This is a genomic window from Streptomyces sp. NPDC031225 (genome assembly GCF_055570355.1).
In genome coordinates, this window is record NZ_JBVIHJ010000005.1 from 233114 (window position 1) to 258892 (window position 25779).

The 25779-nt window shown below is 71.3% G+C and carries 25 protein-coding genes and 1 riboswitch; of the genes, 12 read left to right on the forward strand and 13 right to left on the reverse strand.

The window, feature by feature from the left end; all coding sequences use genetic code 11:
* Positions 1 to 6 precede the first annotated feature (6 nt).
* From ACZ48Z_RS10695 to ACZ48Z_RS10740, 10 genes are all read right to left on the reverse strand, one after another.
* Entirely contained in the window at positions 7 to 1383 is a 1377-nt protein-coding gene (locus ACZ48Z_RS10695; RefSeq protein ID WP_468735452.1) for an NtaA/DmoA family FMN-dependent monooxygenase, read from the reverse strand.
* A 26-nt stretch (positions 1384 to 1409) separates the two neighbouring features.
* Positions 1410 to 2594 carry an LLM class flavin-dependent oxidoreductase gene (locus tag ACZ48Z_RS10700; protein WP_468735453.1) on the reverse strand — a complete coding sequence of 395 codons (1185 nt, stop codon included), beginning with the start codon at positions 2592 to 2594 and terminating at the stop codon, positions 1410 to 1412.
* A gap of 79 nt (positions 2595 to 2673) precedes the next feature.
* Positions 2674 to 2820: a putative leader peptide gene (locus tag ACZ48Z_RS10705; protein WP_468735454.1), complete on the reverse strand. Its 147-nt coding sequence runs from the start codon at positions 2818 to 2820 to the stop codon at positions 2674 to 2676.
* Positions 2817 to 3605 (reverse strand): GNAT family N-acetyltransferase, encoded by a 789-nt coding sequence (locus tag ACZ48Z_RS10710; RefSeq protein ID WP_468735455.1) that lies wholly within the window; start codon positions 3603 to 3605, stop codon positions 2817 to 2819. The genes ACZ48Z_RS10705 and ACZ48Z_RS10710 overlap by 4 nt, the downstream gene beginning before the upstream one ends.
* Positions 3606 to 3663: 58 nt before the next feature.
* Positions 3664 to 4686 carry a transporter substrate-binding domain-containing protein gene (locus ACZ48Z_RS10715; protein ID WP_468735456.1) on the reverse strand — a complete coding sequence of 341 codons (1023 nt, stop codon included), beginning with the start codon at positions 4684 to 4686 and terminating at the stop codon, positions 3664 to 3666.
* Positions 4687 to 4736: 50 nt separating this feature from the next.
* Positions 4737 to 5516 (reverse strand): amino acid ABC transporter ATP-binding protein, encoded by a 780-nt coding sequence (locus tag ACZ48Z_RS10720; protein WP_468735457.1) that lies wholly within the window; start codon positions 5514 to 5516, stop codon positions 4737 to 4739.
* Positions 5513 to 6496 (reverse strand): amino acid ABC transporter permease, encoded by a 984-nt coding sequence (locus ACZ48Z_RS10725; protein ID WP_468735458.1) that lies wholly within the window; start codon positions 6494 to 6496, stop codon positions 5513 to 5515. The genes ACZ48Z_RS10720 and ACZ48Z_RS10725 overlap by 4 nt, the downstream gene beginning before the upstream one ends.
* Before the next feature lie 341 nt (positions 6497 to 6837).
* A riboswitch (SAM riboswitch) is annotated at positions 6838 to 6947 on the reverse strand.
* A gap of 83 nt (positions 6948 to 7030) precedes the next feature.
* Positions 7031 to 7897 carry a glutathione S-transferase C-terminal domain-containing protein gene (locus ACZ48Z_RS10730; protein ID WP_468735459.1) on the reverse strand — a complete coding sequence of 289 codons (867 nt, stop codon included), beginning with the start codon at positions 7895 to 7897 and terminating at the stop codon, positions 7031 to 7033.
* A 133-nt stretch (positions 7898 to 8030) separates the two neighbouring features.
* Positions 8031 to 8153: a putative leader peptide gene (locus ACZ48Z_RS10735; protein WP_389102403.1), complete on the reverse strand. Its 123-nt coding sequence runs from the start codon at positions 8151 to 8153 to the stop codon at positions 8031 to 8033.
* Between the two features lie 142 nt (positions 8154 to 8295).
* On the reverse strand, positions 8296 to 10008 hold the full coding sequence (locus ACZ48Z_RS10740) for an IlvD/Edd family dehydratase (protein ID WP_468735460.1): 1713 nt from the start codon (positions 10006 to 10008) through the stop codon (positions 8296 to 8298).
* A gap of 50 nt (positions 10009 to 10058) precedes the next feature.
* On the opposite strand from ACZ48Z_RS10740, the gene ACZ48Z_RS10745 reads away from it, so the two are divergent.
* The 11 genes from ACZ48Z_RS10745 (at position 10059) to ACZ48Z_RS10795 (ending at position 20941) form a co-directional block, all read left to right on the forward strand.
* Positions 10059 to 10184, forward strand: a complete 126-nt coding sequence (locus ACZ48Z_RS10745) for a hypothetical protein (RefSeq protein ID WP_468735461.1) — start codon at positions 10059 to 10061, stop codon at positions 10182 to 10184.
* Positions 10185 to 10283: 99 nt separating this feature from the next.
* Positions 10284 to 11300 (forward strand): zinc-dependent alcohol dehydrogenase, encoded by a 1017-nt coding sequence (locus tag ACZ48Z_RS10750; RefSeq protein ID WP_468735462.1) that lies wholly within the window; start codon positions 10284 to 10286, stop codon positions 11298 to 11300.
* A 180-nt stretch (positions 11301 to 11480) separates the two neighbouring features.
* Positions 11481 to 12080 (forward strand): acyltransferase, encoded by a 600-nt coding sequence (locus tag ACZ48Z_RS10755; protein WP_468735463.1) that lies wholly within the window; start codon positions 11481 to 11483, stop codon positions 12078 to 12080.
* 254 nt (positions 12081 to 12334) lie between these two features.
* Entirely contained in the window at positions 12335 to 13498 is a 1164-nt protein-coding gene (locus ACZ48Z_RS10760) for a hypothetical protein (RefSeq protein ID WP_468735464.1), read from the forward strand.
* Positions 13495 to 14265 (forward strand): WecB/TagA/CpsF family glycosyltransferase, encoded by a 771-nt coding sequence (locus ACZ48Z_RS10765; protein WP_468735465.1) that lies wholly within the window; start codon positions 13495 to 13497, stop codon positions 14263 to 14265. Before ACZ48Z_RS10760 ends, ACZ48Z_RS10765 begins: the two co-directional genes overlap by 4 nt.
* On the forward strand, positions 14265 to 15524 hold the full coding sequence (locus ACZ48Z_RS10770; RefSeq protein WP_468735466.1) for a nucleotide sugar dehydrogenase: 1260 nt from the start codon (positions 14265 to 14267) through the stop codon (positions 15522 to 15524). The genes ACZ48Z_RS10765 and ACZ48Z_RS10770 overlap by 1 nt, the downstream gene beginning before the upstream one ends.
* Before the next feature lie 3 nt (positions 15525 to 15527).
* Positions 15528 to 16643 (forward strand): non-hydrolyzing UDP-N-acetylglucosamine 2-epimerase, encoded by a 1116-nt coding sequence (gene wecB, locus ACZ48Z_RS10775; RefSeq protein WP_468735467.1) that lies wholly within the window; start codon positions 15528 to 15530, stop codon positions 16641 to 16643.
* 51 nt (positions 16644 to 16694) lie between these two features.
* On the forward strand, positions 16695 to 17543 hold the full coding sequence (locus tag ACZ48Z_RS10780) for a Wzz/FepE/Etk N-terminal domain-containing protein (protein ID WP_468735468.1): 849 nt from the start codon (positions 16695 to 16697) through the stop codon (positions 17541 to 17543).
* Positions 17506 to 19011 carry an oligosaccharide flippase family protein gene (locus ACZ48Z_RS10785; protein ID WP_468735469.1) on the forward strand — a complete coding sequence of 502 codons (1506 nt, stop codon included), beginning with the start codon at positions 17506 to 17508 and terminating at the stop codon, positions 19009 to 19011. The genes ACZ48Z_RS10780 and ACZ48Z_RS10785 overlap by 38 nt, the downstream gene beginning before the upstream one ends.
* 65 nt (positions 19012 to 19076) lie before the next feature.
* Complete coding sequence (locus tag ACZ48Z_RS10790) at positions 19077 to 20138, forward strand: hypothetical protein (RefSeq protein WP_468735470.1); 1062 nt, start codon at positions 19077 to 19079, stop codon at positions 20136 to 20138.
* Positions 20139 to 20149: 11 nt separating this feature from the next.
* Positions 20150 to 20941, forward strand: coding sequence for a glycosyltransferase family 2 protein (locus ACZ48Z_RS10795; protein WP_468735471.1), 792 nt, complete (start codon positions 20150 to 20152; stop codon positions 20939 to 20941).
* Here the strand turns inward: ACZ48Z_RS10795 and ACZ48Z_RS10800 are convergent.
* Both ACZ48Z_RS10800 and ACZ48Z_RS10805 read right to left on the reverse strand, forming a co-directional pair.
* Positions 20920 to 21831, reverse strand: a complete 912-nt coding sequence (locus ACZ48Z_RS10800) for a glycosyltransferase family 2 protein (protein ID WP_468735472.1) — start codon at positions 21829 to 21831, stop codon at positions 20920 to 20922. The two genes, ACZ48Z_RS10795 and ACZ48Z_RS10800, sit on opposite strands and share 22 nt — an antisense overlap.
* Positions 21828 to 23846, reverse strand: coding sequence for an O-antigen ligase family protein (locus ACZ48Z_RS10805; RefSeq protein WP_468735473.1), 2019 nt, complete (start codon positions 23844 to 23846; stop codon positions 21828 to 21830). The genes ACZ48Z_RS10800 and ACZ48Z_RS10805 overlap by 4 nt, the downstream gene beginning before the upstream one ends.
* A gap of 71 nt (positions 23847 to 23917) precedes the next feature.
* Here ACZ48Z_RS10805 and ACZ48Z_RS10810 point away from each other — a divergent pair, with 71 nt between their 5' ends.
* Positions 23918 to 24580, forward strand: a complete 663-nt coding sequence (locus tag ACZ48Z_RS10810) for a hypothetical protein (RefSeq protein ID WP_468735474.1) — start codon at positions 23918 to 23920, stop codon at positions 24578 to 24580.
* A gap of 17 nt (positions 24581 to 24597) precedes the next feature.
* Here the strand turns inward: ACZ48Z_RS10810 and ACZ48Z_RS10815 are convergent, their stop codons facing one another.
* Positions 24598 to 25644: a glycosyltransferase family 2 protein gene (locus ACZ48Z_RS10815; RefSeq protein WP_468735475.1), complete on the reverse strand. Its 1047-nt coding sequence runs from the start codon at positions 25642 to 25644 to the stop codon at positions 24598 to 24600.
* Positions 25645 to 25779 lie beyond the last annotated feature (135 nt).

Genomic DNA, 25779 nt, shown 5'->3' on the forward strand with positions numbered 1-25779 from the left:
GTCGGCTCAGGCCACCCGCTGTTCGCCCTTGACGTCGTCGGGGTGGGCCAGGCCGAGGTGGTGGCGCAGGGTGGGGCCCTCGTACTCGGTGCGGAAGACGCCCTGTTCCTGCAGGAGCGGGACGACCTTGTCGGCGAAGTCGTCGAGCCCGGTGGGGGTGATGTGCGGGACGAGGATGAAGCCGTCACTGGCGTCGGCCTGCACGTAGTCGTTGATGGTGCGGGCGATCGTCTCCGGCGAGCCGACGAAGTTCTGCCGGTTGCCGGTGTTGATGACCAGGTCGCGGATGGACCAGTTGTTGGCGGCGGCCAGTTCACGCCATTCGCGGGCGGTGGCCAGCGGGTCCCGGTACATGCGGACCTGGGCGCGGCCCTTGGAGATGTGCTGCTCGCTGACGTCCGGGTCGATGTCGGGCAGCGGCCCCTCGGGGTCGTAGGAGGACAGGTCCCGGTTCCAGACGAACTCCAGGTGCTTGAGCGCGGTGGCCCCGCTGACCTGCTGGCGGCGCACGGTCCGGGCCAGTTCCTCGGCCTCGGCGTCGGTGTCGGCGAGCGCGAAGGAGGCGGCCGGCAGGATCAGCAACTGGTCGTGGCGGCGACCGTACTTGGCGAGGCGGTTCTTGACGTCGGTGTAGAAGGCCTGGCCCTCGTCGAGGGTGGCGTACCGGCTGAAGATGGCGTCGGCGCCAAAGGCGGCGAACTCGCGGCCCTCGTCGGAGTCACCGGCCTGGAAGATGACCGGGCGGCCCTGCGGGGAGCGGGGGACGTTGAACTGGCCGTGGATGTCGAAGTGGTGGCCGGTGTGGACGAAGGAGCCGGCCTTCGCGTCCCGCAGGAACACCCCCGACGCCTGGTCGGCGAGGATCTCGTCGCCCTGCCAGGAGTCGAAGAGTTCGTGGGTCGTGGCGAGGAACTCCTTGGCGCGGGAGTAGCGCTCCTCCTGCGGGAGGAAGCCGCCGCGGCGGAAGTTCTCGCCGGTGAAGGCGTCCCAGGAGGTGACGACGTTCCAGGCGGAGCGGCCGCCGGAGAGGTGGTCGAGGCTGGCGAACTGGCGGGCCACCTCGTAGGGCTCGTTGAAGGTGGAGTTGATGGTGCCGGTCAGGCCGAGGTGCTCGGTGACGGCGGCGAGCGCGGCCAGGACCGTGAAGGTGTCGGGGCGGCCCACGACGTCCAGGTCGTAGATCTTGCCGCCCTGTTCCCGCAGGCGCAGGCCCTCGGCGAGGAACAGGAAGTCGAACTTGGCGCGTTCGGCGGTCTTCGCGAAGTGCGCGAAGGAGCTGAACTCGATGTGGCTGCCGGCCTTCGGGTCGCTCCACACGGTGGTGTTGTTGACGCCGGGAAAGTGGGCGGCCAGGTGGATCTGCTTCAGCGGCTTGCTGGTCATGTCGGTGCGGGTCCTTCCGGGCTGGCTCAGGCGGAGGCGTAGCGGTTGGCCGGGCGGGCGAGGCCCAGCAGGCCGCGCAGGGTGTCGGCCTCGTAGGCGGTGCGGAAGGCGCCCCGGCGCTGGAGTTCGGGGACCAGGCCGCGGGTGATCGCCGGGAGGTCGTGGCCGAGGACCGCGGGCCGCAGCCGGAAGCCGGTGAGTCCGGCCTCCTGGAACTCGCCCAGCAGATCGGCGAGTTGGGCGGGAGTGCCGGTGAAGACACGGGCGTCGCTCACGTACGGCTCCCCCGCGAGGGCTTCGAGACGGTCCCGGCGGGCCGCGGCCTCGGCCGGGTCGTCGTCGAGGAAGACCACCAGGTCACCGAAGACGTGCAGGAGTTCACCGGCACGCCCCGCCGCCTTCCGCTCGGCGCGGATCTCGGCGACGATCGCACGGGCCTGTTCGGTGTCGTGTGGGGTGATGTAGCCGACGTCGGCCTGGCGGGCGATGAGCCGGTAGGGGACGCTCTGATGGCCCAGGGCGGTGACCAGCGGCTGCCCCTGCGGCGGGCGGGGCGTGATGGAGGGGCCCTTGACGCTGAAGTGCCTGCCCTCGAAGTCGATGTAGTGCAGCTTGTCCCGGTCGACGAAGCGGCCGGTGGCGGCGTCACGGATCTCGGCGTCGTCCTCCCAGCTGTCCCAGAGCCGGCGCACGGCCTCCACATGGTCGGCGGCCTCGTCGAAGAGGTCGGTGACGGCCGGGTCGTCGTAGTCCTCGATCGGGGGGATGGTGCGGCGGCCGAAGTGCGCGGCCTCGTTCGGGCGCGCGGTGATCTGGACGCGCACTCCGGCCCGGCCGGTGCTCACGTAGTCGAGGGTCGCGATGGCCTTGGAGAGGTGGAAGGGCTCCGTGTGGGTGACCACGGCGGTCGGGACCAGGCCGATGTGCCGGGTGAGCGGGGCGATGCGGGAGGCGATGAGCACGGCGTCGAGGCGGCCGCGGACCTGGTCGGTGCGCTCGTCCGGGTCGAAGGGCCGCGAGGACTGCGGGCCGAGGCCGTCCTCGATGGTGACGAAGTCGAGCAGGCCGCGCTCGGCCTCGGCGACCAGGTCGGCCCAGTAGCCGGCGGTGAACAGGTCCCGGGGGCGGGCAACCTGCTCGCGCCAGGAGGCGGGGTGCCAGCCGGTGCCGTCGAGGGCGACGGCGAGATGCAGAGGCGAAGAAGGGGACACGAGTGGGTGCCTTCCTGGAAGTCCGTACGAGGGGCCGTCCCGCGGGCGGGCGGGGCACGGCTGCTGGGGAGGTGACGGGTCAGGAACAACAGAGCGCGGCGGACACGCGCTGGAGATCGATGTGGGGCCGGGAGTGGAGATGGGCGGAGCGGAGTGTGTGCGTCACGCCGGTCACCTCCTGCTTCTGGGCGCACGACGGCGCCCGGCGGATCTCGTCATGAGTCACAACCCCGTGGCCTCACGGGATGTTCCTGGACTGCGGACCAGGAGGATCGGCGAGCGGCGGCGCAGGGTGAAGCCGATGGACTCGTAGAGCCGGATCGCGTTCGCGTTGTCCGCGGCCGCGTGCAGGAACGGGGTGTCACCGCGCTCCCGGATGCCCGCGGCGACCGCGCGGACCAGCCGAGTGGCCAGGCCCCGGCCGCGGTGGGCGGGGTCGGTGCAGACGGCGCTGATCTCGGTCCAGCCGGGCGGCCGCAGCCGCTCGCCCGCCAGGGCGATCAGGCGTCCCTGGTCCCGGATGCCGAGGTAGGTGCCGAGTGCGATGGTCCGTTGGAGGAAGGGGCCCGGCCGGGTGCGGGCTACCAGGTCCAGGATCTCCGGCACGTCGCCGGGGCCGAGCCGTACCGCCTCGGGGTCGGGTTCGGCCCGCAGCGCGGTGTCGACGAGCTGGACGCCCTCCCCCATGGCCTTGAGGGCATGGGAGGTACCCCCACCCCCGCCGACGATCTCCCACCCTTCGGGGACCGTGTCGACGGGCTTGATCCGTACGGTGGTTCCCGGGCCGACGAGTGTGTGCAGGTCGGCCCACGCGGCCGGGTCGGCGGGATCGGCGAGTGCGGCGAAGGCGTAGACGTCGGCCGGGTAGCGCGCGGCGCGGCCGACGCGTTCGGCGAGGTGTGCGTGCGGGCCGTCGAGGGCGGCCCATACGGCGTTGTCGAGGACGGAGGTGTCGAGTGCGGTGTCCCCCGAGGGGGCTCCGCCGCTGCGGACTTCGGTCTGCTGAACCACGGAGGCGGAGTCCCCTTCTCGATCGGCGTGCGGGTACGGCGGGCTGATCGGTGAGGCGTCAGGAGTTGTCGAGCGGCAGCCCGGGCGGGTTGACCTCCGACTTGGTGACGGCGTCGTTGGAGAGGTTCCACGCGGCGAGCCACTTGGCGTACTGGCCGTTGTCGATCAGGTGGTTGATCGCGTCGGCGAGGGGCTTGGCGAGGCCGCTGTCCTTCTTCGCGGTCGCCGCGATCAGACCCTGGAGTGTTTCTCCGGCACCGGAGAACTGACCGGCGATCTTGGTCGGGCTGGGCGTGCTCGCGGTCTGGGTCGCGTGGTAGGAGAGGTTCGGGCTGGGGCCGAAGTAGGCGTCGATCTTGCCGCTGTTGAGGGCCAGATAGAGGCTGGCACTGTCCTGGAAGTACTTGATGGTCAGCTTCTTGCCCTCCTTCTTCAGCTTGCTCTGCCACTCCAGCAGGATCCGCTCCTGGTTGGTGCCGGCGCCGACCGAGACGGTCGTGCCCGCGAGGGCCTCGTAGTCGCCGTCGAAGTTCCACTTCGCGGTCTTGAGCGTCTCGAAGGCGAGGTCGTCCTTGCGGTAGGAGGCGAACTCGTACTTCTTCTTGCGTTCCTCGGTGTCGGTGATGTTGGAGAAGCCGACGTTCACCTTGCCGCTGTCGATGCCGACGAAGAGGTTCTCCCAGGTGAACTGCTTGACCTCGGGCTTGAGGCCGAACACGGCGGCGACCAGGCGGGCCAGGTCGGACTCGGAGCCGGTGAGGGTCTTCTGGTCGCTGCCGATGTAGCCCAGCGGCGGGGCTCCGGAGGGGAGGGTGCCGGAGCCGATGACGAGCTTGCCGCTCTTCTTGACCGCGTCGGGCAGTTCGGCGCTGATGGACTTGACCTCGGAGACCTTGAGGGCGGTCTCCTTGGCGGCACCGTTGGACAGCCGGCCCACGGTGACCGTGCCGGCGCTGTCGGTCGTCCGGGTGGCGGCGTCGCTGTCACCACCGCAGGCGGTGAGCCCGGTGGCGAGGGTGGCGACGGCGATCGCCGCGGTGATGCCGCGTATCAGACTGCGCCGGGAGGGGTGAATGGGCATGGCTGTCCTTAGGAGTCGGGCTGAAAAGGGGCGAAGGGGGCGAGCGGGGTTCAGAGGACCTTGCTCAGGAAGTCCCGGGTCCGCTCGTGCCGCGGTTTGTCGAGGACCTCGGAGGGCGGGCCCTGCTCGACGACGCGGCCGCCGTCGATGAAGACGACCCGGTCGGCGATCTCGCGGGCGAAGCCGATCTCGTGGGTGACGATGACGAGGGTGGTGCCGCTGGTGGCCAGGTCCTTGATGACCGCGAGGACTTCACCGACGAGTTCGGGATCGAGGGCCGAGGTCGGCTCGTCGAAGAGGATCACGCCGGGGCGCAGGGCGAGGGCCCGGGCGATGGCCACGCGCTGCTGCTGGCCGCCCGACAACTGGCGTGGGTAGGCGTTGGCCTTGTCGGCGAGGCCGACCCTGTCGAGGAGTTCGCGGGCCAGTTCCTGGGCCGCCGCCCTGGCGAGCTTCCCGGTCGCCACCGGGGCGGCTGCCACGTTGTCGAGCACGGTCAGGTGCGGGAAGAGGTTGAAGTTCTGGAAGACGAACCCGATGCGGCTGCGCTGGGTCAGGATCGCGCGTTCGCTGAGCTCCTTGAGGCGGTCGCCCTGCCGACGGACGCCGATCAGCTCGTCGTTGACGCTGACGTGGCCGATCTCCGGTTTCTCCAGGTGGTTGATGACCCGCAGCAGGGTGGACTTCCCGGAGCCGGACGGGCCGAGGATCACGGTGACCTCGCCGGGGCGAACGGTGAGGTCGACACCGTCCAGGACGCGGTGCGTGCCGTACCACTTGTGCACGCCGTGCACTTCGAGCGCGACGGGCGTGATGTCGGTGACGGTCATACGGCGGTCTCCCTGCGGATGCGGGCCCCGAGACCGGTGACGCCGGCCCGTAGCTTCTGGAGCGGGGTCGGTGGCAGGGAGCGCGTGGCGCCCCGGGCGTAGTACCGCTCGACGTAGAACTGGACGACGGAGACGGCGCTGGTCAGGATCAGGTACCAGACGGTGGCGACCAGCAGCAGGGGCACGATGTCGCCGGGATAGGTGGAGCCCATGGACTGCACGGTGCCGAACAGGTCGAGCAGGGAGACGTAGAAGACCAGCGAGGTGCTCTTGATGAGGCCGATGAGCTGGTTGACGTAGTTCGGGGTGATGGAGCGCAGCGCCTGCGGGAGGACGATCCTGCGGAACTGGTAGCCCTTCGGCAGGCCCAGCGCGGCGGCCGCTTCGTGCTGGCCCTGGTCGACCGAGAGGATGCCGCCGCGGACGACTTCCGCCGCGTACGCCGCCTCGTTGAGGCTGAGGCCGATCACCGCGATGACCATGTCGGTGGCGAGCCTGGACTCGTCGAAGGAGAAGAAGGCCGGCCCGAAGGGGACGCCGACACTCAACGTCCTGTACAGGGCGGAGAAGTTGTAGAGGAACAGCAGGAGCACGATCAGCGGTATCGAGCGCAGCGCCCAGACGTAGGTCCAGCTCACCGCGCGCAGCACCGGGCTCCTGGAGAGCCTGGCCAGAGCAAGCAGGACTCCGCCCAGGAGCCCCAGCACCGCGCTGTAGGCGGTGACTTCGAGGGTGATGAGGAGCCCGTCGAGGACGGTCGGCCGCAGGAACCAGTAGCCGAACCGGTCCCACTGGTAGAAGGGGTTGGTCGCCAGGCCGTGGACGAACTGGGCCGCCAGGACCAGGACTACGGCGGTGGCGATCCAGCGTCCCGGCCGCCGGAGCGGCAGAACCCGCTGTGCGGCGAGGGGTTGTGACGGGGTGTCGGTCTGCGGCGGCGCCTCCGTGACGGAGACGGCGGCGCCCGGGGGTTCACTCATGCGGGGGCTCCGGCGGAGTCGGGGTGCCCCGGAGGCGCGGCGGACACGGCGTACTACGGGGGTAGGACGCGGACGCGCGGGCACCGGGGCTGGGCGGGTGACGGCACACGGCGAGCGGCGCGGTGTTCGTCAGGAACGCGGGGGCTGCGGAGGAAGAACGTCAGCCCTGACAGCGGGCACGGCCCGGTGCGGTACACAGTGCGCTGCTGACTCGGAGGAGATCGACGCTCCGGTCGGCCACGAGCACGTCAGTGTACGGCTGTACGCAGCTCTGGGAGCGGCGCGTGGCCGTCCTGGAGGCTGCGTACATGTCCGTCACCGTGCTCTTCCGGCCCTTCGGGCCCTCGCGCTTACCGAAACGTGATCCGGTCCGGTCGTCACCTGGGGCACCCCACCGCGGAGCGAGGGTTGCCGGTCAGCAAGCCAGGGCTTGTCGCTGACACTCATGACCGTTCTGAGCCGTAGTTAAGACAAATGCCCGAACGAATGTCAATGCTGGTCCGTCAGTTGAAACGGGTCCGTCAGCCGAACCGGTCAGGACGTGCGGCCGGTGTGCGCCGCCCAGTCCAGGATCTGCACGGCGGCTCCGGCGGCCTCCAGGCCCCGGCACCGGGCGTGGTGGCGGCGGGCGATGCCGTCGAGGTCGAGGTGGGTGCCGAAGGCCGGGTGCGCGGCCAGGCGGCGGGCGTACGCCCACAGGGTGGGGTGGCCGGCGATGCGCTGCACCGCGGCGGCGTCCAGGTGGTCGCGGTGCACGGTGTCGAGCTGGACCAGGGTGACCCACAACTCGACGTCGGCGGCGGTGACGTGATCCCGGATCAGGTACTCCCGCCCCGTGAGCCAGCGCTCCAACGAGCCCAGGGAGTCCAGCAGTTGCTCCAGCGCGGCGGCACGCTCGTCCTCGTCGCCGCCCGCGGACCCGGCGTGCTGGGCGGACCGCCCGATGCCCGCACACATCCGCTCGACGGCCTCGGTCTCCGACTCCGCCCCGCACGGGTACAGCGCCGGGCGGCCGCCGCCGAAGTGCCGGGCCAGGTCACGGGTGATGTCGGGGGCGTGGGTGCTGACGATCCGTCCCGACCAGGCGTCGCTGAGCACCGGCGCGACGGCCGCTCCGGTGTACCGGTGCGCGCTGGCCTCGTAGAGCGGGCGCAGTGCGGAGTGTCCCCCGTCGGGACAGTCGGGGACCGGGTCCAGGAAGGTCACGGGACAGACGTCGTCGAGTCCGAGCAGGCTGTGCACGACGGCGATGCGCAGGCCGTCGGCACAGGCGGCGGCCAGATGGAGCCGGTAGCGCAGCGGCACGGCGTAGTGGCCACTGCGCGCGTCCTGGCCGATCCGGCCGCGGAAGGCGGGGGCCGGGTGGGTGGTGGGGACGTGGGCGAGCGGTGTGACGGTCATGGGTCTCCCCGGGGTGTCGGTGCGCAGACGTACGCGCGGCGGAAGCGTCGTCGGGCGGGAACAGACGGCCGTCCCCGTGCGTGACGGCGGGGGTGTGCCGTGCGGGCACGGAACGAGGTCGGGAGCGGCGGGCTCAGCCCAGGGGCCTGATGGCGCTGCAGACCCGCTGCAGATCGATGTGCCGGCGGGAGGTCAGAAGGGGCGACGGCCGAGAGGTACGGCTCACTCGGCCGACGGCCGGTTCAAGGCGCCCCATGTTTCCCTACCTGTTCACTAGGATTCCCATCTGGAGTGTCGATCTGTCACGGGCGCACGTCAAGAGGGCGTCCAGTGGGCGGGCAGGGGTGCGGCTGATCACCGTGTCCGGCAGCGCTCTCCTGTGCCGACCGTTCTCCCGGTCAGTGCGACTCGCGGCTGACCTCCGAGCCGCTGGAGCCGAGGAGGAAGTCCAGGTCGGCACCGGTGTCCGCCTGTTGGACGTGGTCGACGTACAGCCGCTCCCAGCCCCGCCTCGGGTCGGCGAAGCCCTCGACGGTGGCCGCGTTCGGGGTGCGCGCGGCGAGTTCGGCTGCGGGCACCTCCAGGTCGATGCGGCGGGCCTGTACGTCGAGGCTGATGACGTCTCCGGTCCGTACGAGCGCGAGCGGCCCGCCCGCCGCCGCCTCCGGGGCCACATGCAGCACGACGGTGCCGTACGCCGTGCCGCTCATCCGGCCGTCGCAGACGCGGACCATGTCCCGCACCCCCTGCTCCAACAGCTTCGTGGGGAGCGGCATGTTGGCCACCTCGGGCATGCCCGGGTAGCCCCTCGGGCCGCAGCCGCGCAGCACCAGTACGGAGTCGGCGTCGACGTCGAGGTCCGGGTCGTCGACGCGGGCGTGGAAGTCCTCGATGCTGTCGAAGACGACCGCGCGGCCCCGGTGGCGCAGCAGATGCGGTGAGGCCGCCGCGGGTTTGACCAGGGCTCCGTCAGGGGCGAGGCTGCCGCGCAGGACCGCGATGCCGCCCTCCTCGACCAGGGGCCGGGCCCGGGTCCTGATCACCTCGGCGTCCCAGATCGGGGCGTCGTCGAGATGGTCCACCAGCGGTTTCCCCGTGACGGTCAACGCCTCGGGGTCCAGGAGGTCGGCGACCTCGCGCAGCACGGCGAGCAGACCGCCGGCCCGGTGGAAGTCCTCCATGAGGAAACGTCCGGCGGGCTGGAGGTCGACCAGGACGGGCACCCGGGAGCCGATGCGGTCGAAGTCGTCGAGGGTCAGGTCGACGCCCGACCGGCCCGCGATGGCGAGGAGATGGACGACCGCGTTGGTGGAGCCGCCGATCGCGGCCAGCGCCACGATCGCGTTGTGGAAGGACCCCTTGGTCAGAAGGGTGCTCGGGCGCCGATCGGCGGCCACCAGCTCGACGGCGAGGCGTCCGGTGCCGTGCGCGGCCGCCTGCAGCCGGCTGTCCGGGGCGGGTGTGCCGGCCACGCCGGGGACGACCGTGCCCAGGGCCTCGGCGACCAGCGCCATGGTGGAGGCGGTTCCCATGGTGTTGCAGTGCCCGCGGCTGCGGATCATCGAGGACTCGGAGCGGGTGAACTGTTCCTGGGACAGGGTGCCGGCGCGGACCTCCTCCGACAGCCGCCACACGTCCGTGCCGCAGCCCAGTGGGGTGCCGCGGAAGGTGCCGGTCAGCATGGGCCCGCCGGGCACGACCACGGCGGGCAGGTCCACCGAGGCGGCGGCCATCAGCAGGGACGGGATCGTCTTGTCGCAGCCGCCCAGCAGGACCACTCCGTCGATCGGGTTGGCCCGCAGCATCTCCTCCGTGGCCATCGCCGCCATGTTGCGCCAGAGCATGGCCGTGGGCCGCACGTTGGTCTCGCCGAGCGACACCACGGGCAGGTCGAGGGGGATGCCGCCCGCCTCGTACACGCCGTCGCGGACGGACCTCGCCACCTCGTCCAGGTGCGCGTTGCAGGGCGTCAGGTCGGAGGCGGTGTTGGCGATGGCGATCTGGGGCCGGCCGGTGAAGGCGTCGTCCGGTACCCCGCGGCGCATCCAGGCCCGGTGGATGTAGGCGTTGCGGTCCTGTCCCGCGTACCACTGCGCGCTGCGAAGCCCCATCACTGTGCTCTTTCCGGTCATCGCCACGGCGGTCTACCATCCGGAACGCGATGCAGCATACGCAGGCGTTCCACGCTTCGACAGCCCCCGTCCCGCACGGAGCGGAGGGTGACCGGCTCACGGGGTCGGACCGGGTCCTCGCCGTACTCGGGGAACTCGCCCTGCCGCCGGCGTAGCGGACTCCGCCGCGAACGCTGACGGCGGCCGTCGAGGAGATCCGCGAGTCGCTCGGCCCCCTGAAGAACCCCTGAGGAACCCTTGAAGGAGCCTTTCTGATGCGTGCGTTCGTCCTCACCGCACCCGGCGCGTACGCGGTGCAGGAGGTGCCGGCGCCGGTGGCCGCTCCCGGGGAGGTCGTCGTCGACGTCGAGCGGGTCGGCGTGTGCGGCACGGACCTGGAGTTCTTCACCGGGGCCATGGCCTATCTCCACCACGGACACGCCCGCTATCCGATGCGGCTGGGGCACGAGTGGGCGGGCCGGGTGCGCGCGGTCGGCCCCGGCGTCGATCCGGTGTGGGCCGGCCGCCGGGTCATGGGCGACACCATGCTCGGCTGCGGCACCTGCCGCCGCTGCCTGCGCGGACGGCAGCACGTCTGTGAGAAGCGGGAGGAGGTGGGCATCCGGGGTGCCCGTGCGGGGGCGCTGGCGGAACAACTCGCCGTACCCGCAAGCTCCTTGCACGTACTGCCCGACTCCGTGGACCCCGTGCTCGGCGCGCTGGTCGAACCGGGTGGCAACGCCCTGCGGGCCGCGCGGGCCACCGGCGCCGGGCCGGGTGACCGGGTCCTGGTGCTGGGGCCGGGGACCATCGGTCTGCTGGTCGCGATGTTCGCCCGGGCCGCCGGTGCGGAGGTGCATCTGATGGGCTCCACCGAGTCCTCCCTCGCCTTCGCGCGCTCACTTGGCTTCGCGCATGCCTGGCGCGAGGACAGCGTGCCGGATCTGCCCTTCGACGCGGTCGTCGACGCCACCAACGCGGCTCATCTGCCCGCGCTGGCCCTGGAGTCGGTGGAGCCCGGCGGGCGGCTCGTGTACATCGGGCTGGCGGGCGTGCCGAGCGGGATCGACACCCGCGCGCTCGTGCTGAAGGACGTGACGGCGGTGGGTGTCCTGTCGGCCTCCCCGGGCCTCGACGCCACGATCAAGGCGTACGCCGAGCGGACCGTCGACCCGAGGCCGCTCGTGGCCGCGACCGTCGCGCTGGACGCGATCGGCACCGTGCTCGCGGGAGGGCGCCCGCCCGGCGCCGGTCCTGGCCCGAAGATCCACGTCGACCCGGGCGTCGGCTGATCCGGCCGTCGACCGACCGGGCCTCGACCGACCGGGCCTCGACTGATCCCGCCACCCATGAGACTGTGCTGAAACGGAGGCTGGTATTCCGTCGCCGCGGTGATCAGACTCGGTCAGCCAAGGACACCGTCGACCTGTTCGACGACACGGCATGTCCGACGAGACGAAGGATTCAGCCCGGTGACATTCAAGGTGCAGCCGACCGCCCAGGTCGACGAGACGGCGGCGATCGGCGACGGGACGACGGTCTGGGATCTGGCCCAGATCCGGGAGGACGCCCGGCTGGGCAGCGGGTGCATCGTGGGCCGGGGGGCCTATGTCGGTCCCGGGGTGCGGATCGGCGACAACGTGAAGCTCCAGAACTACGCACTGGTCTACGAGCCTGCCGTGCTCGGCGACGGGGTGTTCGTCGGCCCGGCGGCGGTCCTCACCAACGACTACTTCCCGCGCTCGGTGGACCCTGAAGGCCGTCTCAAGCGCGGTGGCGACTGGGAGGCCGTGGCCGTCGTGGTGGCCGAGGGGGCGTCGCTCGGGGCCCGTTCGGTGTGTGTGGCGCCGGTCCGCGTCGGCCGGTGGGCACTGGTCGCGGCGGGGGCCGTGGTGACCCGGGACGTGCCGGACCACGCTCTCGTGGCCGGTGTTCCGGCGCGCCGGATCGGCTGGGTGGGCCGGGCCGGCGTACGACTGGTCGAGCGGGAGGGGGAGCCGGGCGGCTGGGAGTGCCCCGAGACGGGTGCACTGTACGACGAGAAGGGCGGCGAACTCGTCGAGCGCACATGACTCAGGTTTCCGCCAAATCGCAAATCTTCGAACATTCACCGGCATAACATGTGTGCGATCTGTGCAGATCAAGCACAATGAGCACACTAGCCAGTAGGGCCCAGGGGGGTTACCGGGTGGAAACACCCATGCCTGAAACCAGGAGCGGCATCAGCTCCGACGCCTGACGTCAGCCATGCCTTCCACCGCCCGGCCGTCCACGCCGCGGCGCTCACAAGTCTGCGCAAAAACAGGGGGGTTGGGGTGCCCAACCGATGACCATCACACGTCTGGCCGCGCTCGGTCGTGAAGAACCGACGCTGCTTCCACTCGCCCGGCGGCTGCTCGCCGTCGCCGAGTCGGGGCTGCCGTCGATGCTGCTGCCCGGCGGTGAGGCCTTCGCCTTCACCATGGCCGGACGGCAGACTCCCAGCGGTTCCTGGAACCTGGAACAGCGCGGGACCAGCACCCGGTACGCGGCGATCACCGCGCTGGGCGTCCGGTACCTCCCGGAGGACCGCCAGCGCGCGGTGCTCGGCGGGCGCAGTGCCGAGGAGTTCACCGGGCTGCTGATCGAGTCGCTGCCCGGGGTCGCGAACCTCGGTGACGCGGCGCTCATCGCCTGGGCCGCCGCCGAGACCGGGCACCCGAAGCTGTCCGACGCGCTGGCGCGGATGGACGCCCTGGACGAGGAGGACCGCCCGCAGTACACCGTCGAGGCGGCGTGGGTGCTGTCCGCCCTGGCGGCGGCCCGGGACACGACCGATGTGGAGAGACGTTTCTCCGCAGCTCGCGACCGTCTGCTGCGAGCCCGGATCGGGGACAGCCCGCTCTTCCCGCACGCCACCGGCCCCGGCCTGGTGCCCTGGTACCGGTCGCACGTGAGCTGCTTCGCCGACCAGACGTACCCGCTCCAGGCCCTGGCCCGCGCCCACGCGAGCGACGGGGCCGGCGATCCGGAGGCGCTGGCCGCCTCCGAGGCGTGCGCGGCACGCATCTGTGAGCTCCAGGGCGACGGCGGTCAGTGGTGGTGGCACTACGACGCGCGCACCGGCGGTGTCGTGGAGGGCTACCCGGTCTACAGCGTCCACCAGCACGCGATGGCGCCGACCGCCCTGTTCGATCTCACCGATGCCGGCGGCAGCGACTTCGGCGCGGCGATCCGCAAGGGTCTGCGCTGGATGACGGAGGTGCCCGAGCTGGCCGCCGGGACCGCGGAGTCGATGATCCTCGACGAGCTCGGCGTCACCTGGCGCAAGGTCTACCGGGGCGACCCGAAGAAGGCCGTGCGCGCCGCCCGGGGACTGGGCACCCGAGTCGTTCCGGGCCTGCGGCTGAAGTCCCTGGACCGGGTGTACCGCCCGCTGTCCGTGGACCGCGAATGCCGGCCGTACGAGTTCGGCTGGATGCTGTACGCCTGGCAGGGGGGACGAATATGAGCGAGCGCCGGACCCTGTTCGGGGTCGAACTGGACCCGCTGACCATGGACCAGACCGTCGAGCGCTGCCTGGAAGCGGTCCGCGACGGCAGACAGCTGGAGATCGGCGTGGTGAACGCCGCGAAGCTGGTGAACATGCGGCGCGACCCCCGGCTCGCCGAGGCCGTGTCGGGCTGCGATCTCGTCGTCGCCGACGGCCAGGCCGTGGTGTGGGCCGGACGCGTCCTGCGTGCCCCGCTTCCGGAGCGGGTGGCCGGTATCGACCTGTTCCTGCGGCTGCTGGCCGAGGCGGAGTCGGCGGGGATCTCCGTGTACTTCCTGGGGGCCAAGGAGGAGGTGCTGCAGGAGATGCTGCGCCGGGTCGCCGACCGCTTCCCGGGTCTGAAGGTGGCCGGCAGTCGCCACGGCTACTTCGACGACTCCCAGCAGGAGGCCATCGCGGGCGCGATCGCCGACAGCGGCGCCCAGATGCTGTTCCTCGGCATGACCTCGCCGAAGAAGGAGATCTTCACCGCCGCCTACGGCGAACGCACCGGCGCCCGCGTCGTGCACGGCGTCGGCGGCTCCTTCGACATCCTGGCCGGGGTGACCAAACGGGCCCCCGCCGCCTGGCAGCGGCTCGGGGTCGAGTGGCTCTACCGCGCGCTCCAGGAGCCGCGCCGGCTGGGCAAGCGCTATGTCACCACCAACACCGCCTTTCTTGTCATGACGGCGCGGGAGTTCATCCGGCTCACCCCGTCGACCGCTTCCGCGAACAGAGGTAACTGATGCGTGTCGTCGTGGTTGGACAGGGATACGTGGGCCTGCCGCTGGCCATCCGGGCCGCCGAGGTCGGACACGAGGTGATCGGCTACGACGTCGACTCCCGGCGGGTCAAGAGCCTGGCCGCCGGTGAGTCCTTCGTCGAGGACGTCACCTCGGAGCGGATCCGCGCGGCCCTGGACAGCGGTGCGTACCGCCCGAGCGAGTCGGCCCGTGACTGCGGCGGCTTCGACGTCGCCGTCGTGACCGTGCCCACCCCGCTGCACGAGGGCACGCCCGACCTGCGGTACATCCGCGAGTCGGCGGTCACCCTCGCCCGATATCTGAGACCCGGGGCGATCGTCGTCCTGGAGTCGACCACCTATCCCGGTACCACCCAGGAGATGTTCGCCCCGATCCTGGAGGACGGCTCGGGCCTGACCGCGGGCACCGACTTCCACCTGGGCTACAGCCCCGAGCGGATCGACCCCGGCAACACGGTGTGGGGTTTCCAGCAGACCCCGAAGGTCGTGGCGGGGGTCAACGAGGCCTCGCTCAAGGCCGTCCAGGACTTCTACGCCGAACTCGTCGACACCACCGTGCCGGTGGGCTCGCCGAAGGAGGCCGAGCTGGCCAAGCTCCTGGAGAACACCTTCCGGCACGTGAACATCGCGCTGGTCAACGAGATCGCGATGTTCGCCCACCATCTGGACATCGACGTCTGGCAGGCCATCGACGCGGCCTCCACCAAGCCCTTCGGCTTCATGAAGTTCACGCCCGGCCCCGGCGTCGGCGGCCACTGCCTGCCGATCGACCCCTCCTATCTGTCCTGGCGGGTGCAGCGCGAACTCGGGCAGAGCTTCCGCTTCGTGGAACTGGCCAACGACATCAACAACCACATGCCCGAGTACGTGACGCGCCGCGTCAGCGACCTGTTCAACGAGCGACGCCGCTCCGTGAACGGTTCTCGCGTCCTGCTGCTGGGCCTGGCCTACAAGAAGAACACCGGCGACGCCCGTGAGTCGCCCGCCCTGCGCATCTCGCAGCTGCTCCTCGACATGGGGGCCCAGGTCAGGGCCGCCGACCCGCACGTCGTGGAGAGCCTGCCGGTGGACACCCGGCTGGTGCGGGTCGAACCGACGCCGGAGGAACTGGCGTCCGCCGACGTGGTGGTCCTGCTCACCGACCACGACAGCTTCGACTACAACCTCATCGCCGAACACGCCCCCCTGGTCCTCGACTGCCGGCGCCGACTGCCGTCCGGACCCACGATCGAGGTGCTCTGAACCATGCCGCGCATCGTCTGCGTCGCCGGGGCCCGCCCCAACTACATGAAGATCAAACCGGTGATGGACGCCCTGGAGAGCCGGGGCGCCGAGGTGATCCTCGTCCACACCGGCCAGCACTACGACCCGGCCATGAACGACGTGTTCTTCGCCGACCTGGGCATCCGCCCGCCCGACCGCTTCCTCGGCGTCGGCTCCGGCAGCCACGCCGAGCAGACCGGACGCGTGATGACCGCGTTCGAGCCCCTGCTCGCCGAGCTGTCCCCGGACATCGTCGTCGTGGTCGGCGACATCAACTCCACCCTGGCCTGCGCCCTGGTCACCGCGAAGGCCGGGCCCCTGCTCGCCCATGTCGAGTCCGGTCTGCGCAGCCGGGACTGGAGCATGCCGGAGGAGGTCAACCGCGTCGCCACCGACCGGGTGAGCGACTACCTGCTGGCCCCCTCCCCCGACGCCGCCGAGAACCTGCGCGCGGAGGGGTACCGGGACGACCAGATCCACCTCGTCGGCAACGTCATGATCGACACGCTGCTGGTCAACCTGGAGCGGGCCAGGGCCTCCGACGTCCTCGACCGGTACGGACTGACCCGGGGCGAGTACGGCCTGGTCACGCTGCACCGCCCGGCCAACGTCGACGACCCCGAGGTTCTCACCGGGCTGCTGAAGGCGCTCGGCGAGATCGCCGGCCGGCTGCCGTTGCTGCTGCCCGTGCATCCGCGCGCGGCCGGCCGGCTGGCCGAGATCGGCGTACCCGGCGGCATCCAGCTGGTGCCGCCCGCCGGGTACCTGGACTTCATCGCGCTCCAGGACGCCGCCCGTGTCGTGCTGACCGACTCGGGCGGCATCCAGGAGGAGACCACCGCGCTGGGCGTGCCGTGCGTGACCCTGCGGGACAACACCGAGCGGCCCATCACCGTCGAGCAGGGCACCAATGTGCTGGCCGGCCGGGATCCGGCACGGATCGTGTCCGTCGTCGGCCAGGTGCTCGACGGACCGCCCGCGCCGCGTCGGCCCGACCTGTGGGACGGCCACGCCAGTGACCGGATCGCCGAGGTGCTGCTGGAGGGAGGCACGGCGAACACCCGACCGAGACCCACCGACCGAACGTTCCCCATATGATCCGCTTGCGACACTTGCTCGACGAACGTTTGGCCGTAAGGGGGGACCACCATGGATCTCGCTGAGATCTTCCGGGTGATGCGCAGGCGCTGGTACGTCCTGCTGCCGGGACTGCTGCTGACCATCGGCATGACGGTCGCCGTGGCGGTGACCGTCCCGGTCACCTATCAGTCGCAGAGCACGGTGGTCCTGCTGAACTCCGAGAAGGCCACCAAGGCCTACGACGGCAACCCCTTCCTCAGCACCCAGACCTCGCTCACCGGCATGGCCGACAGCCTGGCCCGCAACCTCAACTCCGATGCGTCCCTGCGGGAGCTCAAGTCCCGCGGTGCCACCGGCACGTTCGAGTCCAAGCTCGCCGACAACGCCCAGGGCCCGCTCATGTGGCTCACGGTGACCGGCACCGACAAGAAGGCCGTCCTGAAGTCGGACCGCATCCTCACCGCGTTCGCCGACGAGCGGCTGGTGCAGTTCCAGAAGCAGCAGAAGGTCACGACGAACGCCAGCATCCGCATGGCGACGATCGTGGCCCCGCAGAACCCGACCGCGCAGACCAAGACCCGGCTCGAGTACATGGTCATGGTGGGGGCCCTGGGGCTGGTCCTCAGCCTGGTCGCCACCTTCTACGTGGAGGCACGCCGGCGGCCGCGCACTCCGGTGGAGCCGGAGGAACCCGCCCAGCCGGCCGCCGATCCCCCGCCGGCGACCACGGAGGAGTCGGTCGCCGAGCAGACCATGGCCCTGCGGACGCCGCCCAGTTGGTCGCGGCCCACCGAGAGGACGCGTGCCACGGAGCCGAGGGGCGGGCGGTCCGTCATGACCGTGGCGCCCGCCGCCGAGGCGCTCGACGAGGAGTCGACACATGGACAGCGTTCGCACACCGGACAGCGAGAGATCTGAGGCGGGCGAAGCTTCCGGGACGAACGACGCCGAACCCTCTCCCTCCCTCGGCACCAAGGTCCGTTCCGCGGCCCGCTGGAGCCTGATCAACACCCTGGTCATGCGCCTCGGCAACTTCGCCACCGGCATCGTGCTGGCGCGGTTCGCCCTCGGCCCCGCGGAGTGGGGCGTCTACGGCATCGCCCAGACCGTGCTCCTGGTCCTGCTCTCCGCGAACGAACTGGGCGTAGGACTCGCCATCATCCGCTGGGAGGGCGACCCGCGCCGCTTCGCACCGACGGTCCTGACGCTGAGCGTCCTGTCCAGCGGTCTGCTGTACGTCGCCCTGTTCGTCTCGGCGCCGACGGTGGCCGCACTGCTCGGCTCACCCGATGCCTCGGGCGTCCTGCGGGTCATGTGCCTGTGCCTGGTGATCGACGCGGTGGCACATGTGCCGGCCGGCATCCTGACCCGGGAGTTCGCCCAGGGCAGGCGGATGGTCATCGACGCGCTCAACTTCGTCCTCAGCACCGCCGTGACCCTGGTGCTCGCCTTCGCCGGCTGGGGTGCGATGAGCTTCGCCTGCGGTGCGGTCGTGGGCAACGTCGCGGCCCTCGTCGGCTGCGCCTGGGCCGTCCCCGGCACCCTGCGGTTCGGCTGGGACCGCGAACAGGCCCGCGCCCTGCTGAAGTTCGGGCTCCCCCTGGCCGGCGCGAGCCTGCTCGCGCTCGCCGTCGTCAACGTGGACACCATGGTCGTGGGCTCCTCCCTCGGCCAGATCTCGCTGGGTTTCTACGTCCTGGCGTTCAACATGTCCGGCTGGCCGGTGCGCGTCATCTCCGAGGCGGCCCGCCGGGTCTCCTTCGCCGGCTTCTCCCGGCTGGCCGACTCACCACAGGCACTGGCCCAGGGCTTCAGCCGCGCCCTGGGCGTCCTGGTCACCGGTACCGTCCCGCTGTGCGTGCTGCTGGGCGGCCTCGCGGCCCCCGTCATCCACCTCGTGTACGGCGGCAAGTGGCTGCCCGCCGCCGAGGCGCTGCCGTGGCTGATGGCCCTCGGCCTGATCCGCATCGTCTGCGAACTCGCCTACGACTGTCTCGTGGCGGTCGGTCAGCGCCGCTCACTCATCCTCGTCCAGGGGCTGTGGGTGGCCGCCCTCGTCCCGGTCCTGATCGTCGGCGCACGCCACGGCGGCATCGTCGGCGTCTCCCAGGGCCATGTCCTGGTCGGCGCCGGGCTCGTCGTGCCCGTGTTCCTCTACGCCCTCGCCCGCGCCGGAATCGGCCTCGCCCACATCGCCAGGGCCTGCGCCTGGCCTTTCCTCGGGGGCGCGGCGATGGTCCTTGTGCTCCTCGGCGCGAAGCGGCTGCTCGGTGACGACACGCTCGCGCTGTTCGTCATCGGCGCCACCGCCCTGGCCTGTTACGTGGTGTGCGTGCTGCCCAGCCGTCGCTTCCTTCTCGGCTCCCGGACACCGGAGGCCGTATGACCCGGGAGACCGTACGGACCCGGAGACCTCATGACCTCGCAGACCGTACGACCCCGGGAGACCGTATGAACAGGCTCCGCCGGCTGCTCGTCGGCCTGGCCCTGCTGCTGACGGCCGCGTGCTCCTCGGGCGGCGGCGACACCGCCGATCCGGCGCCCACCCCGAGTCCCAGGGTCTCCGTCGCACCCACACCGTCCCGAAGCCCCTCGGCCTCCCCGAGCCCGAGCCCCAGCCCCAGTGCCTCGACGCCGTCCCGGACGCCCAAGGCCTCCGCCGCCCCCAGCTCCCCGGGCACGGCCCACGCGAACACCGCCGCGCCCGTGCAGGCCGGTTTCCCCGACGCCCGCACCACCGGCCCCCGCGTCGCACTCAAGCCCCGCGCCGCCGGGAACATGAGTGTCACCACCGACGGGGCCGTCATCAGGGGCCAGGACATCACCGGCTCGCTCGACGTCTACGCGAACAACGTGACGGTCATCGACAGCAGGATCACCTCCACCAACTGGTGGGGAATCAACCTGCGCCCCGGCTTCAGCGGGTTGAGGGTCCTGCACACCACCATCACCGCGATCCCGGGCAAGGGCCCGGACAACGGTGGCGTGGACTACGCCGTCTCCAACATGGGCAACAGCTCCATCGAGGTCGGCTGGTGCGACATCTCCGTCTTCGGCAACGCCCTCTCCATGGGCCAGGGGTACCTCCACGACAACTACGTCCACGGTCTGGTCCCCTTCCGCAACGCCGGCGGCGAGTGGCAGCACACGGACGCGGTGATCAGCGGCGGGGGCAGCACGGGCAAGCTGGTCATCCGGCACAACACGCTGCTCAACGTCGTCCCGGTCGACCAGGGGGCCTCCGCAGCCGTCGGCCTGTTCGCCGACACCGGCCATGTCTCCAACACCGTCATCGACGGCAACCTGCTGGCCGGCGGGGCCTACGCCCTGTACGGGGGCGGCGACGGCGCCACCGGGATCACCGTCACGAACAACGTGTTCTCCAGCCGGTACCACCGCTACTCCGGCGTCTACGGGGCCGTCACCGCCTGGAACGCCGGCGGGGCGGGCAACGTCTGGCGCAACAACCGGTTCTCCGACGGCACCCCCATCACCCCCGAACCGGCAGGCTGAGGAAGAGGATCATGCGACGCATCGCCCGCGCCCCCTGGGAGTTCCTCAAGGGCGCCTTCGGCTGGCTCGTCCTGTTCGAGCTGCGCAACAAGGTCCTCCTCCTGCCCTCCGCGGTGCGGCTGCGCCGTCTGGAGACCTCCGAGGTCGATCGGCTCTCGGCTGCCCTCGGCCCGGTTCCGGACGCCCTCGTGGCCACCGTCATCGCCACCCACCGCCGTCCCGACGCGCTGCGGGCCGCGGTCGCCTCGGCGCTGGCCCAGACGGTTCGCGACCAGGTCGTCATCGTCGTCGACGACGGCGCCGGACTGCCCGAACTCCCGGACGATCCAAGGCTGTTCGCCGTCTCGCTGGCGCGCAACACCGCCGTGGCGGGGGTCGTGCGCAACGTCGGCATCCGCCTCAGCCGGTCGCGGTACGTGGCCTTCCTGGACGACGACAACCTGTGGGAACCCGACCATCTGGAACGGGCGTTGGCGGTTCTGCAGGCCCCCGGCGGACCGGACGGCGTCTACACCGCGCTGCGCCGGGTCCTGCCGGACGGGACCGAACGGGACGTCCTGTCCGTGCCGTTCGACCGCCACCGGGCCGCGCGGGAGTCCTTCCTGGACACCAACGCGTTCGTCGCGCGGCGCGACGCCTCCCTGCACTTCAGCCGTCTGCGCCGCACACCCGAGGTGCTTCCGCGCGAGGACTGGGAGCTCGTGTACCGGTACAGCCGCGCCCGCACCGTGCGCCATGTGCCGCACCCCACCGTGCGCTACCTGGTCAACCCCGAGAGCTTCTACACGACCTGGTCCGGCTGAGCGGCGGCGCGCAGCGCACCCGGCTTGAGAAGTGCGGTCGCCGCCGCGCGGCTGGCCTTCCTGCCGAACGCGGCCCGGGACGCCTCGCGCAGGAACACCGCCCCCCTGAAGCACACCGTGGCGGCGGTCCCGTGGCGACGGCCGTACAAGCGCACCCGGTTGAGGGTGAGCAGCGTCCACAGCCGGGGTGAGACCTGGGAGTCGCCGCCCAGGTGAACGGCCTCGGCCGACGGCTCCAGCTGGGTGGCGTGGCCCAGGTCCCGGGCCCGCAGGCAGTAGTCGGTCTCCTCCGAGTAGAGGAAGAAGGACTCGTCCCACGGCCCGCAGGCGGCCCGGCAGTCGGCCGAGATCGCCATGAGCGCGCCGGTCGCCCAGTCCGCCCGGGTGGGCCGCCGGTAGGCGGCGGGGTCGGTGACGAGCTCACTCAGACGCGGGAAGCGCCCGGCCCGCCGGTTGCCGATGACGGCCTCGCCGAGGGCCCGCAGCACACTCGACTCCCGCCGCAGCGAGTGGTGGGGCGTGTCCCGGCCCTCTTCGTACAGCAGGGGTACGGCGATCCCGACGCCGTCGCCGAGACTGTCGACGAGACGCTTGGCGCAGCCCTGCCGCATCCGGATGTCGGGGTTGCAGATGAGAGCCGCCCCGTGCTCACCGGCGGCCTCCAGCGCCGCGTTGACGCCGGCCGCGTACCCGGCGTTGCGGCCGGTCTGCACGACGGTGGCGTCGGGGGCCAGCTTCCGCAGGACCTCGACGGTGTCGTCGGCGGAGTCGTTGTCGGCGACGACCAGCCGCCAGTCGAGTCCTGCCATGCCGTCGGGGAGGGCGGCGAGGAAGCCGGGGAGCACCTCGGCGCTGTTCCAGGTGACGACGATGACGGCGACGGGGCTCAACGGGACTCCACGAGTTGGGGAAGCCGGTCTTCGGCGGCCTGAGGAGGGACGGGCGGGATGACAGTGGCCGCCGCCTCGCGCCGGACGAAGCCCAGATAGCTGCCCCCCGCCCCCAGCACCAGGAAGAACATGCCGGCGAACATGGGGAAGCTGAGGGAGTCGAAGGTGGCGCTGCTGACCAGGGCGACCAGCGACGAGGCGAAGAACGCCTGCCCGAGTTCACGGTCGGAATCGGTGCGGGCCAGCCGCCGGATCGCCCCGCCGTGATGGATGCCGGTGACGAACAGGACGACCAGGGCGAGGAGCCCGAGCACGCCCATCTCGGCGAGGGTCAGCATGTACTGGTTGTCCGTGAAGAAGTACAGGTCAGGGGTGAAGGTGCCGAAGCCCCGCCCGAACAGCGGGTGTTCCTTCAGATAGGGCACGATCGCGCTGTACTTGACCGTCCGGGCCTGGGTGCTGCTGTCGGAGTTGGACAGGAACGACGCGAACAGGCCGGTGATCGTGCCGATCAGCCCGGGGACGAGCACCTTGAAGACGGCCACGGAAGCGGTCATCACGCCGATCGCGGCCCAGCGCCGGGCCGGCTTCCAGCGCGGCACCATCACCAGGGCCACCAGCAGCAGGCCGATGATCGAGGTCCGCGACACGGACAACGGCAGCGCGCCGCCCATCAGCAGCACCGGCCCCCAGCGGCGCAGGACGTGGAGGTGACGTCGTACCGGATCGAAGGCCTGCTGGATCGCGAAGGGCAGCAGGATCGCCAGCATGCCGGCGAACTCCAGCGGCTGGGCCGTGGTGGCCCGGGGCCGGGTGAAGGCCCCGCGGTCCATGGCGCTGACCTGGGCCACGCTGGTCTGGAGGCCGGGGATGTGGATGGAGTCGGCGATGTTGGTGGCCGCGAAGAAGTCGTAGAAGCCGAGGGCGGCGACGACGGACGCGAGGACGACCACGCGGCGCATGAGCACGTCCAGCCGGCCGCGTTCCTGCATGGCCGCCGAGGTCAGGACGACGAGCGACACCCACACCAGGTACCCGATGAGTCCGCGGTCGGCGCCGAGGACCTCCTGGTGCGAGCTCTGGCGCATCGCGTCCGCGATGTAGGCCATGAGGACGGCCGTCCCCAGCACGCACAGCGCGACCCGGACGAGCCTGGTTCCCGGCGCGGGCAGGATCCGGCCGCCGAGCCAGGTCGCGAGGTACCACAGGAGGCCGAGCAGGGCGAAGACGTTGGCCGGGGTGCCGACGCCGCCGAGGGCCGGCAGGGCGAGGTTCGACGGGATGAAGAAGGCCAGCGCCAGATAGACGGTGAGGACCGCCGTCGCGTCGACGCGACGGTTCAGCCAGCCGATCCGGGCCCGGGCGGGGGCCCGGGCCTGCGGCGGCCGGGCGGCGCTCGCGCGGCGGCGCCGCACCACCGTGACGCCCTCCATCAGGATCGACAGGAGGAACGCGCTGACGACACCCACGATGATGACGGCCGCGATGCCCTGGTAGCGGTTCTTCGACTCGGCCACCGGGGTCTGCGGCAGGACCACGGGGGCGGTCTGCACGAGATACGCGGGCGGGACCTTGGCGGCGGCCTGGAGGGCGTCGAGCTGTTCGCCGGCGAAGGCGGTCAGGATGTCGGTCTCCCTGAGCACCTTCGCCCGGTCGGTTCCGGTGACGCTCAGCACGAGGAGGGGGCTGTCGCTGTCCGGCGCGAAGCCGCTGGTGTACGGGTCCGTGACGCCCCTGCTGTGCAACTCCTTGGCCGCGTCGCTGGATTCGAGGGTCCTGATCAGCACGTCGGCCGTGACGATCAGGGAGCCGCCCGCGTTCGAGATCGGGTTGCCGAAGGTGGGGGCGAGGCGGGCGACGGCCGAGGAGTCCAGCAGCGCGACCGAACTCTGCGACTGGTAGGAGACCGGGACGGTCTCGTACAGATACGCGCCGCCGAGCAGGCTCAGGACCGTGAACGGCACCATGAAGTACCACCGTCGGCGCAGAATGGCCCATATCTCACCAATGCTCACGAACCATTCCTCCTTTCGGTGGCATCCGGCCACGTGTCCTGCCAGTATCGGGGGCGACGGAAGGAACTCACATGTCGCCCGGGAACGTCGCCGACGCGCTGCTCCGCCGCTGGTACGTGCTGGTGGTCGCGATGCTGCTGACCGCTGCCGGGGCCTACCACGTGGTGCACCCCACCCCTCAGTACGTCGGCTCCGCGGTGGTCGTGCTCAAGCCGCCGGTGACGCAGAACCAGCCCAACCAGCTCACCAACCTCCAGCCGCCGCTCGCCGTGGTCTCCTACGGCGTCGTACAGCAGCTGGAATCCCCGGCCGGGGCCAAGGAGTTGAGCGCGGCGGGCGTCCGTGGGACCTACCATCTCGTCCCCCGCAACAGCGGCACCAGCGCGACGCCCCGCTATCTGATCCCGTCCCTCCAGGTGCAGTCCCAGGCGCCCGATGCCGAGGCCGCGGTGACGGCGGTGCGCCGCATCATCGACGTCTACACCCGGCACGTCGACGCGTTGCAGTCGGCGCAGGACGTTCCCTCCGGAGGGCGGATCACCGCGACCGTCCTGACCTCCCCGAGCGCGGCCCAGGTGCAGGGCGACAGGATCCGGGGCCTGGCGGGCACGGCGCTGCTGGGCGCGGCGGGCGGCATCGTCGGCGCGCTGTGGCTGGACCGGTATCTGCAGGGCCGCCGCAAGGACGCTCCGGGGCGCCGCAGGCGCACCGAGCCGGTTCCCGCGGCGGGCTGAGCGGAACGGGTGGCTCATCAGATTCCGCGGCGCTTCCAGGACTCCCACCACAGCCACTCGCGGCCGCACTCGGCCACGGCCGACAGGATCAACGGCTGGAGGTACGGCATCGCCTTCGGGCCGATCCGCCGTCTGAGCCGCAGTGCGCGGTACTCCGGCAGGGCCCGGTAGCCCGGCAGGCACTCCTCGGCGAACGCCACGCACTCCTCGACCGGGACGACTCCGATGCGTCCCCGGTCGTAGGCCCGGTAGGCGCGGCGCAGCGCGAAGCGGGCGAGCCGGGTGTGGACCTGGTCGGCGAGCCGGTCGGCCTCGGGCAGCCGGTCGGCGCACTTGGCGAGCACCGAGTCGAAGGCCACCAGGCGCTGGCGCAGGTCGTCGAGCTGGCCGCCGAAGTCGGTGGTGGACATGTTGTTGCCGTGCACGCGGTAGAACGCCTGGTCGGCGCCGCGGATGTAGCCGACGTCGGCGTGGGCGGCCAGCCGCATCCACATCTCGATGTCGCCGGCGTGCGGAAGGTCCGGGTCGTAGCCGCCGACCTCGCGCTGGAGTCCGGTGCGGACGACGACCTCGGGCGAGGTGATGCAGCCGGTGCCTTCGCGAAAGCGCCGGTCCAGCCACCAGTGCCCGGGATAGACGACCGAACCGGTGCTCTGCGTCCGGGCCGCCGGCAGCGGACCGCCGTGCTGGAAGCGCAGCGGGCGGCCGTAGGCGAAGCCGGCCTCGGGATGGGCGTCCAGGAGGGCGGCGGCCCGTACCAGTGCGCCCGGGACCAGCCGGTCGTCGGCCGAGAGGAGGGCCACGTAGTCGCCGTCGGCCCACTCCAGCAGGCCCTCGTTGTACGTGGCGATGTGGCCCTTGTTCGTTTCGTGGACGTGCACCTCGATCCGCGGGTCGGAGGCGGCCAGCTTGAGCGCGGCCTCCGCCGAGTCGTCGGGCGAGGCGTCGTCGATGATGAGGACCCGGACGTCGACGCCGTCCTGCTCGTCCAGGACGCTGCTCACGCAGTCGGCCAGGAAGTGGCCGTACTTGTAGCAGGGGATGACAACACTGACGGTGCTCATCGTGGGGGAAGCCAATCCCCGGTGGTGGGGGGGGGGGGGGGGGGGGGGGGGGGGGGGGGGGGGGGGGGGGGGGGGGGGGGGGGGGGGGTGGGTGGTGGGTGGGGGTTTTTTTTGCATGCAAGCCGGGGGTCGTCC

Bases quoted from the DNA above. Each gene is read 5' to 3' on its own strand.
- ACZ48Z_RS10730 (WP_468735459.1), bottom strand. From the start codon at position 7,897: ATGACCGTCACACCGCTCGCCCACGTCCCCACCACCCACCCGGCCCCC.
- ACZ48Z_RS10750 (WP_468735462.1), top strand. From the start codon at position 10,284: ATGCGTGCGTTCGTCCTCACCGCACCCGGCGCGTACGCGGTGCAGGAG.
- ACZ48Z_RS10760 (WP_468735464.1), top strand. From the start codon at position 12,335: ATGACCATCACACGTCTGGCCGCGCTCGGTCGTGAAGAACCGACGCTG.
- ACZ48Z_RS10815 (WP_468735475.1), bottom strand. From the start codon at position 25,644: ATGAGCACCGTCAGTGTTGTCATCCCCTGCTACAAGTACGGCCACTTC.
- ACZ48Z_RS10740 (WP_468735460.1), bottom strand. From the start codon at position 10,008: ATGGGGCTTCGCAGCGCGCAGTGGTACGCGGGACAGGACCGCAACGCC.
- ACZ48Z_RS10735 (WP_389102403.1), bottom strand. From the start codon at position 8,153: ATGGGGCGCCTTGAACCGGCCGTCGGCCGAGTGAGCCGTACCTCTCGG.
- ACZ48Z_RS10780 (WP_468735468.1), top strand. From the start codon at position 16,695: ATGGATCTCGCTGAGATCTTCCGGGTGATGCGCAGGCGCTGGTACGTC.
- ACZ48Z_RS10695 (WP_468735452.1), bottom strand. From the start codon at position 1,383: ATGACCAGCAAGCCGCTGAAGCAGATCCACCTGGCCGCCCACTTTCCC.
- wecB (WP_468735467.1), top strand. From the start codon at position 15,528: ATGCCGCGCATCGTCTGCGTCGCCGGGGCCCGCCCCAACTACATGAAG.
- ACZ48Z_RS10785 (WP_468735469.1), top strand. From the start codon at position 17,506: ATGGACAGCGTTCGCACACCGGACAGCGAGAGATCTGAGGCGGGCGAA.
- ACZ48Z_RS10770 (WP_468735466.1), top strand. From the start codon at position 14,265: ATGCGTGTCGTCGTGGTTGGACAGGGATACGTGGGCCTGCCGCTGGCC.
- ACZ48Z_RS10765 (WP_468735465.1), top strand. From the start codon at position 13,495: ATGAGCGAGCGCCGGACCCTGTTCGGGGTCGAACTGGACCCGCTGACC.
- ACZ48Z_RS10745 (WP_468735461.1), top strand. From the start codon at position 10,059: ATGCAGCATACGCAGGCGTTCCACGCTTCGACAGCCCCCGTCCCGCAC.
- ACZ48Z_RS10715 (WP_468735456.1), bottom strand. From the start codon at position 4,686: ATGCCCATTCACCCCTCCCGGCGCAGTCTGATACGCGGCATCACCGCG.
- ACZ48Z_RS10795 (WP_468735471.1), top strand. From the start codon at position 20,150: ATGCGACGCATCGCCCGCGCCCCCTGGGAGTTCCTCAAGGGCGCCTTC.
- ACZ48Z_RS10810 (WP_468735474.1), top strand. From the start codon at position 23,918: ATGTCGCCCGGGAACGTCGCCGACGCGCTGCTCCGCCGCTGGTACGTG.
- ACZ48Z_RS10790 (WP_468735470.1), top strand. From the start codon at position 19,077: ATGAACAGGCTCCGCCGGCTGCTCGTCGGCCTGGCCCTGCTGCTGACG.
- ACZ48Z_RS10720 (WP_468735457.1), bottom strand. From the start codon at position 5,516: ATGACCGTCACCGACATCACGCCCGTCGCGCTCGAAGTGCACGGCGTG.
- ACZ48Z_RS10725 (WP_468735458.1), bottom strand. From the start codon at position 6,496: ATGAGTGAACCCCCGGGCGCCGCCGTCTCCGTCACGGAGGCGCCGCCG.